This window comes from Tissierella sp., from assembly GCF_052089545.1.
In the GTDB taxonomy this organism is placed as follows: Bacteria; Bacillota; Clostridia; order Tissierellales; family Tissierellaceae; genus Tissierella_A.
The window spans coordinates 1-12,238 of sequence record NZ_JBQDAA010000017.1 but is presented as its reverse complement, the minus strand read 5'-3'; the positions used below and the strand labels follow the sequence as shown (position 1 = coordinate 12,238).

The 12,238-nt window shown below is 29.2% G+C and carries 13 protein-coding genes; 4 read left to right on the top strand and 9 right to left on the bottom strand.

Features of this window, described 5'->3' with window-relative positions; translation table 11 throughout:
• The 5 genes from ACTHW2_RS02715 to spoVG form a co-directional block, all read right to left on the bottom strand.
• Nucleotides 1–198: hypothetical protein (locus ACTHW2_RS02715; RefSeq protein ID WP_442262196.1), on the bottom strand; the 198-nt coding region annotated here is incomplete at its 3' end.
• 54 nt (nt 199–252) lie between these two features.
• Nucleotides 253–819 carry an aminoacyl-tRNA hydrolase gene (pth, locus tag ACTHW2_RS02710; protein WP_442262195.1) on the bottom strand — a complete coding sequence of 189 codons (567 nt, stop codon included), beginning with the start codon at nt 817–819 and terminating at the stop codon, nt 253–255.
• Nucleotides 820–835: 16 nt separating this feature from the next.
• Nucleotides 836–1,783, bottom strand: coding sequence for a ribose-phosphate diphosphokinase (locus tag ACTHW2_RS02705; protein WP_442262194.1), 948 nt, complete (start codon nt 1,781–1,783; stop codon nt 836–838).
• 33 nt (nt 1,784–1,816) lie between these two features.
• Complete coding sequence (glmU, locus tag ACTHW2_RS02700; protein ID WP_442262193.1) at nt 1,817–3,196, bottom strand: bifunctional UDP-N-acetylglucosamine diphosphorylase/glucosamine-1-phosphate N-acetyltransferase GlmU; 1,380 nt, start codon at nt 3,194–3,196, stop codon at nt 1,817–1,819.
• 179 nt (nt 3,197–3,375) lie between these two features.
• Nucleotides 3,376–3,642, bottom strand: coding sequence for a septation regulator SpoVG (gene spoVG / locus ACTHW2_RS02695; RefSeq protein ID WP_442262192.1), 267 nt, complete (start codon nt 3,640–3,642; stop codon nt 3,376–3,378).
• A 244-nt stretch (nt 3,643–3,886) separates the two neighbouring features.
• On the opposite strand from spoVG, the gene murC reads away from it, so the two are divergent.
• Complete coding sequence (gene murC, locus ACTHW2_RS02690; RefSeq protein ID WP_442262191.1) at nt 3,887–5,299, top strand: UDP-N-acetylmuramate--L-alanine ligase; 1,413 nt, start codon at nt 3,887–3,889, stop codon at nt 5,297–5,299.
• Between the two features lie 112 nt (nt 5,300–5,411).
• Here murC and ACTHW2_RS02685 read toward each other — a convergent pair whose 3' ends face one another.
• The 4 genes from ACTHW2_RS02685 to ACTHW2_RS02670 all read right to left on the bottom strand — a co-directional run bounded on the left by ACTHW2_RS02685 (nt 5,412) and on the right by ACTHW2_RS02670 (nt 9,798).
• The gene (locus ACTHW2_RS02685) at nt 5,412–6,716 is read right to left on the bottom strand and encodes a glucose-6-phosphate isomerase (RefSeq protein WP_442262190.1); all 1,305 of its coding nucleotides are present in this window, start codon (nt 6,714–6,716) and stop codon (nt 5,412–5,414) included.
• Nucleotides 6,717–6,728: 12 nt separating this feature from the next.
• Nucleotides 6,729–7,865, bottom strand: coding sequence for a SpoIIE family protein phosphatase (locus tag ACTHW2_RS02680; RefSeq protein ID WP_442262189.1), 1,137 nt, complete (start codon nt 7,863–7,865; stop codon nt 6,729–6,731).
• Nucleotides 7,866–8,115: 250 nt separating this feature from the next.
• Nucleotides 8,116–8,640: a cob(I)yrinic acid a,c-diamide adenosyltransferase gene (locus ACTHW2_RS02675; protein WP_442262188.1), complete on the bottom strand. Its 525-nt coding sequence runs from the start codon at nt 8,638–8,640 to the stop codon at nt 8,116–8,118.
• Between the two features lie 15 nt (nt 8,641–8,655).
• Nucleotides 8,656–9,798, bottom strand: a complete 1,143-nt coding sequence (locus ACTHW2_RS02670; RefSeq protein ID WP_442262187.1) for a THUMP domain-containing class I SAM-dependent RNA methyltransferase — start codon at nt 9,796–9,798, stop codon at nt 8,656–8,658.
• Nucleotides 9,799–9,937: 139 nt separating this feature from the next.
• On the opposite strand from ACTHW2_RS02670, the gene ACTHW2_RS02665 reads away from it, so the two are divergent.
• The 3 genes from ACTHW2_RS02665 to ACTHW2_RS02655 form a co-directional block, all read left to right on the top strand.
• The gene (locus tag ACTHW2_RS02665; protein ID WP_442262186.1) at nt 9,938–10,315 is read left to right on the top strand and encodes a class II SORL domain-containing protein; all 378 of its coding nucleotides are present in this window, start codon (nt 9,938–9,940) and stop codon (nt 10,313–10,315) included.
• A gap of 374 nt (nt 10,316–10,689) precedes the next feature.
• Nucleotides 10,690–11,913, top strand: a complete 1,224-nt coding sequence (tyrS, locus tag ACTHW2_RS02660) for a tyrosine--tRNA ligase (RefSeq protein WP_442262185.1) — start codon at nt 10,690–10,692, stop codon at nt 11,911–11,913.
• Nucleotides 11,914–12,050: 137 nt separating this feature from the next.
• On the top strand, nt 12,051–12,238 hold a 188-nt coding region (locus ACTHW2_RS02655), incomplete at its 3' end, for a hypothetical protein (protein WP_442262184.1).

The window sequence follows — 12,238 nt, the reverse complement described above, 5'->3', positions numbered from 1 at the left end:
AATTCTACTTTTTTGCTCGCTTTCAGTTATGAGAAGAACTTGTTTTTTAGTATGAGTATTTAACCCCATAAGTATTTGACTTAAGGATTCATCTACTATTCCATAAGTACCAATAGGGCTTAAAGCATTTTTTATATCCTTTAATATATTTTTATAAGAAGCTAAGTTCTTTAGAGGATCAATTAAATAATCTTTCATTTTCCTTCTCCTTTACAACCACTTAAAGCCCAAGCTTTCACTTGGGCCTAAAGTCTATTTACTCTTATTATATTCATTCATCGCTTTATTAATATCACTATTTATTAAAGTTTCAATAGCTTCCGAGGCATTTAACATCGAATCGTCTATATCTGGCCTTTCTTCTTTAGAAAACCTGCTTAAAACAAATTTAGCTAAATCTTCATTGGGATGTTTTTTCCCTATACCTATTTTTACTCTTGGAAATTTATCATCTTTTAAATGATATATTATAGATTTTAAACCATTATGAGAACCAGCGCTTCCTTTTGCTTTTATCCTTACACTAGAAAACTCTATATCTATATCATCTACTATGACAATCAGCTTTTCAATAGGTATCTTATAAAACCTAATAATTTCACCAACTGCTATACCACTATTATTCATATAGGTTTGAGGTTTTACTAAGAGGACTTTTTCTCCTCCTATATTACCTTCCCCATAAACTGATTTAAACTTTAAACGATTTAATTTTATATTGTTTCTACTTGCTAATGATTCTATCACATTAAATCCTATATTATGTCTAGTATCAGTGTAGTCCTTTCCAGGATTACCTAAACCTACAACTACATACAAAAAATCATCTCCTGATCTAATCAAATATTATGCTTATAGATTTGTTTCCATTTATTCTTCTTATTGCTTCTGCGAATAGATGAGATACACTAACTACCTCAATTTTATTATTTGGACAGTTTTCTAATAAAGGTATACTATCTGTTATAATAAATTTTTCTAGTTCTGAACCACAAATTCTATCTATTGCTGGTCCAGATAAAACTCCGTGAGTTGCACAGCCATAAACCTTTTTAGCACCTTTATCTTTTAAAGCATTAGCAGCATTTACAATTGTTCCTGCAGTATCTATTATATCATCTACTAAAATAGCATTTTTACCTTTTATATCTCCTATTATATTCATAACTTCTGCTTCATTAGCTTTTGGTCTTCTTTTTTCAATTATAGCTATTGGAAGGTCTAAAATATTAGCAAAGTTTCTTGCACGAGTAACTCCTCCTAGATCTGGAGAAACAACTACAGTATCCTCCCCAACTATATCTTTAAAATGATTTGCAAGCATCGGAATAGATGTTAAATGATCTACTGGAATATCAAAGTATCCTTGAATTTGTCCAGCATGTAGATCCATTGTTATAACCCTATCTGCCCCTGCTACAGTTAAAAGATCTGCTACAAGTTTTGCAGTTATAGGTTCACGTGATTTTGTCTTTCTATCTTGTCTAGCATATCCATAATATGGTATAACTGCATTTATTCTTCCTGCTGAAGCTCTTTTAACTGCATCTATCAAGATTAAAATTTCCATTAAATTATCATTTACCGGATTACAAGTAGGCTGAATTATAAATACATCTTGTCCTCTTACTGTTTCACTTATATTTAAGCCTATTTCGCCATCACTAAAATGCATTACTTGAGAATCTGCAATATCTTTACCTAGGTCTTTAGCAATTTTATCAGCTAAATCTTTATTTGCGTTTCCTGTAATAATTTTTATTTTTCCTCTGTTTAATTCCATTCTAAAATTCTCCTCCTATGTTTTATCTTTTATCTATTTTTTCAATCCTTTTTTTTCTACCCAACCTTTTATATTTGTTTGAGAAGCTCTTTCTACAGATAAAGAACCTTCTTCAACTTCCTTGGTTATAGTAGAACCGGCTGCTATATATCCCCAATCATTAACCTTTACAGGAGCAACTAAGTTTGAATTACTTCCTATAAAAGCATTATCTCCAACTATTGTCTGAAGTTTTTCCTTTCCATTATAGTTTACAAATATAACGCCACATCCTATATTAACATTTTTACCTACTTTAGCATCTCCTATATAAGCAAGATGACCTGATTTAGAATTGTCTCCTATATAAGAATTTTTAACTTCTACAAAGTTTCCTATTTTTACACATTTACCTATGTGGCTTCCAGGTCTTATGTGCGCATTAGGACCTACTGTGCTATCTTCTTCTATTGTACTATTTTCTATAACCGAAGATTTTATTTCTACCCTATTTTTTATATCACTATCTAGTATTCTGGTATTTCCTCTTAATATACAATCTTCACCTATTCTAGTATTTCCTTCTATATGAGTACCTGGATAAATAATAGTATCTCTTCCTATATTTACATCTTCTTCAATATAAGTATTGTCTGGATCTATTATTGTTACCCCTTTGCTCATATGTGTTTTATTTATTCTTTCTTTCATAAGTTTTTCACTAAAACTAAGTTGTTCTCTAGAATTAACACCATGAATTTCATCTTGGTTTTCTATAAGACAAGCACCTAAACTATAGTCTTCTTCCTTTAATATACCTATAATATCGGTGATATAATACTCATTTTGAGCATTATTATTATCCAGTCTTTTTAAAAACATCTTTAGAATTTTTCCATTAAAGCAATATACCCCTGAGTTTATTTCTTTAATTTCTTTTTCAAGATCTGTAGCATCCTTATCTTCTACTATTTTAGAAATGTTTCCATTTCCATCTCTCTTTATTCTACCATATCCGCTTGCGTCATCCAATAGAGTCGTAAGAACTGTTCCATATAAGTTGTTTTTCTTATGATAATCTAACAAAGTTTTTATACTATCTTCAGTCATTAAAGGAGTATCTCCACAAAGTATAACTACTGTATCCTCGTCCCCTATTTCATCTACCGCCTGCATAACTGCAAATCCAGTCCCATAAGGTGCATTAGCTCCAACTGGCTGTTCTTTAAATACAACAGGCTGAGAGTCGAAGTGTTCCTTTATAGAATCACCTCCATGGCCTACTATTACTATATTTTTATCTATTTTAGCGCCTTTACTAGCTCCTATTACATATTCTAAAATAGGCTTCCCACATACTTTATGTAATACCTTTGGTAATTTAGATTTCATTCTTGTTCCTTGGCCTGCTGCAAGTATAATTGAAATATCCATAAATCTTCCTCCATTTTTTCTTCTATATTATTATTTTATACTATTTACAAGATATGTCTATAGTTTTCCATATAAAACTATTCAATTAGATATTCTATCTTGCTTCCTTTATAGAATGTTTCAACTATAAATTATCATATGTAAATTTAAAAATAAAATAGAGCCCTAAGGGCTCTGTTTTATTCTGCTAAACTTAAGTTTTTTTCATATTCTTCAAATACAGCTTCTTGAATCTTTTTTCTTGTGGTAGCATTAATTGGATGAGCTATGTCTCTAAATTCTCCATCAGCCATCTTTCTGCTAGGCATAGCAATAAATATACCATTAATTCCATCTATTATTTTTATATCATGTACAACAAATTCTTCATCAAAAGTAACAGATACGATAGCTTTCATTTTAGATTCTTCAGTTACCTTCCTGATTCTTACGTCTGTAACTTCCACTGTCATTCACCACCTTTCTTAAATCAATATTACTCCTATTTAAAGTATTCTATAAAACTCTTCATATTCCTTCTTTTATTTGATTTATTTTTTAAAAAATTTTAAAACTATGTCAATATTGCTTTTATTTTAAATTTGATATGATATAATCAATCAGTGACATTTTTTTCATACTAGAATACAATGATATTATAATATAAATTGGTAACAATAAAATACAAATAGAAATTCAGGAGGCAATATTATGTTTGAATTTAATTTAAAATCTAAAGAGCATAAACATATACATTTTATAGGAATTGGCGGAATAAGCATGAGTGGACTTGCAGAAATTCTTTTAAGTAAAAAATATAAGGTGAGTGGAACTGACTCAAAAAATAGTGCTATTATTCGAAGGCTTAAAAAATTAGGTGCAAAAATATACTTAAATCATGATATGAAAAATATATGTGGAGCAGATTTAATAGTATACACAGATGCTATTTCTAATGATAATATAGAATTACAAGCAGCTAGAAACTCTAATATACAAACAATAGATAGAGCGAGTTTTTTAGGAGCACTTATGAAAAACTATACATATTCTATGGCAGTTTCTGGAACTCATGGTAAAACTACAACAACAAGCATGTTAGCAAGTATTACTAACCATGGAAATTTAGAACCTACAGTTTTACTTGGAGGTCAATTAGATGATATAGGTGGAAATGTAAAAATAGATTCTGATGACTATATATTAACTGAAGCTTGTGAATACAAAGCAAATATATTAAAATATTTTCCTACAATGGCAATTATACTAAATATAGATGAAGATCATTTAGATTATTTTAAAAATATAAACCATATAGTAGATACATTTGTAGAATATGGAAAGAATTTAGAAAGTGATTCTTATCTTATAGTAAATGTAGATGATCCTTATATTGGAAAAGTTATAAACAATACAAAAGCTAATGTAATAACTTTTGGAATTTTAAACAAATCAGATTATAAAGCTGAAAATATTAAATTTTCAAAAGAAGGATATCCTTCTTTTGACTTAAAAATTAAAGGAAAAGGCAAGTTCCCTTTAACTCTTAAAGTTATGGGAAAGCACAATATTTATAATGCAATAGCAAGTATTGCTGCAGCTGATACTTATGGAGTACCCATTGATGAAATTTTAAAATATATGAATCTTTATAACGGAGTCCATAGAAGATTAGAACATAAAGGAAGTTTTAACGGAATTGACGTATTAGATGACTATGCACATCATCCAACTGAAATAAAAGCAACACTTGAAGCTGTAAACAATAAAAAAGGTGGAGAAATCTATTGTGTATTCCAACCTCATACATTTACAAGGACCAAAGCACTTCTTGATAGCTTTGCAGATTCTTTCAAACTTGCAGATAACATAATTATAACTGATATATATGCTGCTAGAGAAAAAGATACAGGAGAAATACATTCTAGAGATTTAGCTGAAAAAATAAAATCTAAAGGAACTAATTCTATATATATTTCAACTTTTGACGAGGTAAAAAAATACTTGCTTGTAAATGCAAAAAAAGATGACCTAGTAATAACTATGGGAGCAGGCAATGTATACTTGATAGGTGAATCTTTGCTTGATATAGATATAGAAGTATTAAAAAGAGCTGTAGTATAGTAATATTAATTATTTTTTAAATAATTTAAAAATCCATATAAAAATAAAGCATAAAATTCATTATTATAATAATATTTTATGCTTTATTTTATATTTTTACATATTTTATTTTTTAATATCCTCGTTTTTCTAAAAGTCTAAACATATTTCTCTTATATTCTTCTACTCCAGGCTGATTAAATGGATTTACTCCTAGTAAATATCCTGAAAGAGCACACGCCTTTTCAAAGAAGTATATAAGTTTTCCAATATAAAATTCATTTAGCTCTGGAATTTCTATAACTAAGTTAGGAACATTACCATTTATATGGGCTTCTTTTGTACCTTCAAAAGCCTTTTTATTAATAAAGTCTAATGTCTTACCTTGTAAAAAATTCAATCCATCTAAATTATCTTTTGTAGACTTTACAGATATATCTCTTCTAGACTTCTCCACATTTATAATCGTTTCAAATAAGTTTCTTTGACCATCTTGAATATACTGTCCCATAGAATGAAGATCTGTAGTAAAGTTTACGGATGCTGGAAAAAGTCCCTTACCATCCTTACCTTCTGATTCTCCATAAAGCTGCTTCCACCATTCAGAAAAATAGTTTAAAGCCGGTTCATAGTTAGCAAGAATTTCTATATCTTTTCCCCTATTATACAGTATATTTCTGATAGCTGCATATTGATAAGAAGGATTCTTTTCTAAGTTTTCATTAGAATATTCTTTTCTTCCTTCATTTGCACCTTCCATAAGTTCATCTATGTCTATACCAGCTACTGCCATAGGGAGGAGTCCCACAGGTGTAAGTACAGAAAACCTTCCTCCTACATCATCTGGAATTACAAAGGTTTCGTATCGCTCTATATGAGATAGTTCTTTTAAAGCTCCTTTTTCCCTATCAGTCGTAGCATATATTCTTTTTTTAGCTTCCTCTTTTCCATATCTTTCTTCCATATATTCTTTTAAAAATCTAAAAGCTATAGCAGGTTCGGTAGTTGTACCAGATTTTGATATAACATTTACACTTATATCCTTATCTTCTATCAAATCTAGTAAATCCAGCATATAAGATGTTGAAATACTATTTCCTAAGTAATATATTTCAGGTGTCTTTCTTTTAGTCTTATCTAAACTATTATAAAAGTTATGACTTAAGGCTTCAATGCATGCTCTAGCACCTAGATAAGATCCACCTATCCCTATTACAATCATTACATCCGAAGAGTTTTGAATTTTTTTAGCTGCTAATTTTATCCGTTCAAATTCGTCCTTATCATAATCTTTAGGAAGTTCTATAAATCCTAGATAATCATTTCCAGGCCCTTTTCTTTCATGTAGCAGTTTATGACTTATACCTATAAATGGTTTTAAATTTTCTATTTCTTCTTTTCTTGTAAAAGAATCTTCATAATTAAGATTAATATTCATATTATTCCCCTCTTAATATAATATTTCTAATAATAATAGTGCGAAATCATCTTCTATTTCTCCAAAGCTATGTTTAAAAACTGTCCTTTCTATATCATTTAATATATCTATAGGATTTGCTTTTATTATATTTATAAGTCTTTTTAATCCAAATTCTCTACCAGAATAATCTCTAGCTTCTGTAACTCCATCTGTATAAAATAGGATTTTGTCACCTATATTTATTTGGATTTCCTTTTCTTTAAATGTGATTTCTTCCAGTAAAGAGGATATAGGATATCCTTTGTTTTCTATAACATCTACAGCATTTTTTTCTAAATTATACCTTATAGGCATACAGTTATGTCCTGCATTTACATATTTAAGTTTTTTAGTTTTAGTATTAAAGACTCCAAAAAATATAGTAAAATAATATCCTACCTCTAATTCCAGAAATAAAAACCTCTTGTGAAGTTCCCTCAAAATATCAGATGGATTTGCAGGATTACCATTCATAAATCTCATAGTCTGTCGAATAAACATAGTCATAAGAGATGCGGAAGTACCATTACCAACTACATCACTTATATATACCCCTATATTGTCATCATCTATTCTATACATATCAAACATATCCCCACTTAATGTCTCTGAAGGTTTGTATATATAGTCAAGGGTTAAATTTTGAATTTGTTCCTTTTTCGGAAGTATTTTCCCCTGTAATCTCTTAGAAAACTCTAAATCATCATTCATTTTTTTATTTTTGTTTATAAGCTCAAGTTCAAGTTTTCTTTCACGCGTTATATTTCTGAAAACTTCGACTGCTGCTATTATAACCCCTTTAGAATCCTTAACAGGGGAACTTTTAACAGAATAAGTTTTATTATTTATTATTTCTTCTTTTTGTATTGTTTCTCCAGTCGCAATACTTCTTTGAGTTATGCAAGTATTGCAGGCTTTTTCTTTACAAATAACTTCATAACATTTCCTATTATTAATATTTTCTCCTAAGGCTTTTTTCATAGATTTATTAGCATAAATCACTAATCCTTCTTCATCTATAACTCTAACCCAGTCTGCCATACCTTCTAAAACATGATAATTTAACTTGCTATAATCTAAAATATCTAATATTTTTTCCTTATTTATACGATCATATCTCTCTAACATGTAATCACCCAATTCGTTTATTTTGTCTTATAGTTAAAATTGCATAACTACTAGATAGGTTAAACCTTACTTTGTCTCACAGAAATAGATTCAAGTGTATTGTAAGTAAACTTTTCATCATAAAAATATATGATGAAAAGTTGTTATAATGTGATTTATTGTTATTTTAGTCAATCAATCTCTTCATACATCTATTATATAGTATATTAATAGTATTTACTATACATATTAAGCAGTTTAAGCAATTAAATTAATAACTTACCTTTATTTCATCTTCCTCTAAAAATCTTCCTATAGCATATAAAGCATCTGATAATCTATTTACATATTTAACTAGCAGTGGATCAACTTCTTCATTTTTAGCAAGTGTTATAATTCTTCTTTCTCCTCTTCTACATATAGTCCTCGCAACATGTATATATGCAGACTTTCTGTTAGTTCCGGGAATTATAAATCCAGTAGGACTCTTTAATTTACCCATATATATATCTACTATTTTCTCTAATTTTTCAACATCTTCTTCTTCAATAAAAAATTTAATCTTTGATTTCTCTTTTGTAGCTAGGTTTGTAGTTACAGTAAATAGTTTATTTTGAATATCTTCTAAGATTTTATAGGTTTCTTCATCAGATACATAATTTTTAGCTAAACCTATAAAAGATATGAGTTCATCTATAGTTCCATAGCTTTCTACTCTTATATCATCTTTAAAAAGTCTTGTGCTATCGTATAAAGAAGTTTTTCCTCTGTCACCTGTTTTAGTGTATATATCCATTATATATCATCCTTTCTATTTTAAACCTTTATCTGGTCTTGGACCGTAAAATTGATAATAATCTACCTTAATTTTACCATTATATAATTTTCTTTTTCTATCGGCTTTTCTATCATAAATAGATTCAAAGTTTTCATTAGACGTAATTACATATATAGACCAAGTTTTAAACTCCTTAAATTTCAATCCAAAATCTTTGTAGAGTGTTTGAACTTCTTCAATCTCTCCCATTCTTTCACCATAAGGAGGATTTGTAATTACAACTCCGTAATTATCTTTTAAATCTACATCTCGCATATCTTTCATAAAAAACTGAATATCATCTTCAAGTCCTAAATTTGATGCGTTATCTCTTGCTCTTAGAATAGATCTTTTATCTGTATCAGAACCTAAGATTTCAAGTTGTGATTCATTATCTATACATTTAAGTGCTTCTCTTTTCTCTTCCTTCCAAAAGCTTTTATCTACCCTTTCCCATTTCTCTGATGCAAACTCTCTATCTAATCCTGGCGCAATATTTCTACCAATCATAGCAGCTTCTATAGGAATCGTACCAGATCCGCAAAATGGATCATAAAGAACCCTATCTTTATTCCAAAAGCTTAAAAGTACCATAGCAGCAGCTAAAGTTTCTTTAATAGGAGCATCTCCTGCCCTATCTCTATATCCTCTCTTGTGTAAGCCTTCACCTGAAGTATCTATAGTAAGTGTAGCTACATCTTTTAAAAGAGCAACTTCTATTGTATATTTTGCTCCAGTTTTTTCAAACCAATCTACCTTATATTTTGTCTTTAATTTTTCTACTACAGCCTTTTCTACTATTCTCTGACAATCAGATATACTATATAGTTTAGAGTTTATACTTTTTCCATTTACTATAAAATTGGCATCTTTAGGGATCCACTCATCCCATGGAAGGGCTTTAGTCTTTTCAAACAATTCATCAAATGAAAAAGCTTTAAATTCTCCCATCTTTAACAATACTCTTTCTGCAGTTCTAAGCCATATATTTGTCTTAGCTATATCTCGTTCAGTTCCAGAAAATGTTATTTTCCCATTATCTACATTTAAATCTTTATATCCTAAAGCTTGCAGTTCTCGTTTTGCTACTGCTTCTAATCCAAATGTAGTCGTTGCAATAAGCTCTATATTATTCATTAATCTTCTCTCCTTATTAAATATATATTTATTATATCTTATTTCTCCCTTTAAAAAAAGTTTTTTAGTTTTTAAAAAGTTATTTTGGGTAATAATATTATTAGGCGACAAAACAAAATTAATAATGGGGGGTTTTTATATGAAAAATATTGGAAAATTTTATCAAAGTGGAGATTGGAAAGGTGAAAAACATGTACCTGTAATACATGCACCAGAAACTATTCAAAAAGATGAAGAAGTAGAAGTTAAAGTTGTAATAGGTGAAGAAATTCCACATCCTAATGAATTTGAACATCACATAGTTTGGAGTAAGGTTTATTTCTTGCCTGAAGGATCTAAGTTCCCAGTTGAAATCGGAAACTTTGATTTCTCAGCTCATGGAGAAATGGGATTATTTACTTCTGCAAAGGTACAAACAAGTTTTACTACTGAAAAATCTGGTACTATTTTTGCTACATCTTATTGTAATATACATGGACTTTGGGAAAATAGCCAAGAGTTAAAGGTAGAAGCTTAATATATATACTTGACAAAAAAGGGTAAATATATTAATATACTTATAATGAAAACTTAGATTAGATAGCTATTTAATCTAAGTTTGTACATACAATATTATTTAATTTATTTGGGTAATTTAATATAAAACTATGAAAGATATAAGTAGCTTATATTAGTTAAATCGTAGAGAATAGACTGGTGGTGGAAAGTCTATAACTTAATTTAAGTGAATTACAAATCTGGAGTTTCAATAAAAATATTTTATTGCGAATTCTTCCATGTTACGGAAGGCTAAGGCTTTATTAAAATTAAGGTGGTACCACGGGTATTTCTCGTCCTTTCAGGAGAGAAATACCCTTTTTTTATACATTTTATTAAAAAGGAGAGAACAATATGGCAAATGTTTTTGATGTATTAAAAGAAAGAGGATATATAGACCAAGTTACTTTTGAAGATGAGTTAAGAGAACTTTTACAAAAAGAATCTGTTCCATTTTATATTGGATTTGATGCTACAGCAGACAGTTTAACCCTTGGCCACTTTCTACAAATAATGGTTATGATGCATATGCAAAGGTCAGGTCACAGACCTATAGCACTTTTAGGTGGGGGAACTACCATGGTAGGAGATCCATCCGGAAAATCTGATATGAGAAAAATCTTAACACCTGAAATGATAGATTACAATGCTTCTAAATTTAAAGATCAACTTAGCAGATTCTTAGACTTTAGTCAAGGCAAAGCTATTATGGTAAACAATGCTGACTGGCTATTAGAATTAAACTTTTTAGATTTCATGAGGGAAATAGGAGTCCATTTTAATGTAAATAGAATGCTTAGTTTCGATTGTTATAAAACTAGAATAAACGAAGGACTTACATTCTTTGAATTTAGCTATATGCTTATGCAGTCATATGACTTTTTAAAGTTATATAGAGATTATGGTTGTAAATTGCAACTTGGTGGAAGCGACCAGTGGTCCAATATAATAGGTGGATACGAATTAGTTAGAAAATTAGAAGAAGACAAAGTATATGGTATGACCTTTAAACTTCTAGCTACTGCTTCGGGTACTAAGATGGGTAAAACTGAAGCTGGAACTATTTGGCTAGATGAAGAAAGGACTCCTCCTTATGAATTATACCAATACATGAGAAATACGGATGATAGAGATGTAGAAAAATTCCTAAAGCTACTTACCTTCCTTCCACTAGATGAAGTTAACAAACTTGCTGCTTTAGAAGGAGCAGAAATAAACAAAGCCAAAGAAGTCTTAGCTTTTGAAGTAACAAAAGCTATACATGGAGAAGAAAAAGCTAAAAAAGCTGAAGATGCTTCTAGATCACTTTTTAAAGGGGAAGGAGAAAAAGGTTCCATACCTTCAACTAAGATAGAATTGTCTAGATTTAAAGAAGGTGTAGATGTTTTAGATTTATTAAGTGAATTAGAACTTATAAAATCTAAAAGTGAAGGTAGAAGACTTATAAAACAAGGCGGAATAAGAATAAATGATGTAAAAATAAAGTCAATAGATAAAACAGTTACTTTAGAAGATTTTAATGAAGGAAAAATATTAATTAGAAAAGGTAAAAAGGTATATCATCAGGTAAAAATATAAGCTCTTAAGAGCTTATATTTTTTTGTATTTTTATTCCTATTTAGTAAAATTTTGATGGTTTATTCTATACAAATAAAATGCTATACTTTAAAAAGGTTACAAAGTTATTACAACCAAAATATTTTAGGAGGAATATCATGTTAAAAAGATTTAAGGTATTATCATTATCATTAAGTATCATTATTTTAGGAAGCAGTGTGGTTGGAGCATCTAGCTTTAGAAATAACTATAATAGATTTACAAATTATAATGTAAATTCTAATTTTTACGATACATATACAGCTAGAAGTTACAACTATACTTGGGATGTAAGTATATGGAATAA

What these genes read in the sequence shown, in the direction of transcription:
- ACTHW2_RS02665 (WP_442262186.1), top strand. Translation starts at nt 9,938, where the DNA reads ATGAAAAATATTGGAAAATTTTATCAAAGTGGAGATTGGAAAGGTGAA.
- ACTHW2_RS02670 (WP_442262187.1), bottom strand. Translation starts at nt 9,798, where the DNA reads ATGAATAATATAGAGCTTATTGCAACGACTACATTTGGATTAGAAGCA.
- ACTHW2_RS02680 (WP_442262189.1), bottom strand. Translation starts at nt 7,865, where the DNA reads ATGTTAGAGAGATATGATCGTATAAATAAGGAAAAAATATTAGATATT.
- ACTHW2_RS02675 (WP_442262188.1), bottom strand. Translation starts at nt 8,640, where the DNA reads ATGGATATATACACTAAAACAGGTGACAGAGGAAAAACTTCTTTATAC.
- tyrS (WP_442262185.1), top strand. Translation starts at nt 10,690, where the DNA reads ATGGCAAATGTTTTTGATGTATTAAAAGAAAGAGGATATATAGACCAA.
- glmU (WP_442262193.1), bottom strand. Translation starts at nt 3,196, where the DNA reads ATGGATATTTCAATTATACTTGCAGCAGGCCAAGGAACAAGAATGAAA.
- ACTHW2_RS02685 (WP_442262190.1), bottom strand. Translation starts at nt 6,716, where the DNA reads ATGAATATTAATCTTAATTATGAAGATTCTTTTACAAGAAAAGAAGAA.
- ACTHW2_RS02705 (WP_442262194.1), bottom strand. Translation starts at nt 1,783, where the DNA reads ATGGAATTAAACAGAGGAAAAATAAAAATTATTACAGGAAACGCAAAT.
- murC (WP_442262191.1), top strand. Translation starts at nt 3,887, where the DNA reads ATGTTTGAATTTAATTTAAAATCTAAAGAGCATAAACATATACATTTT.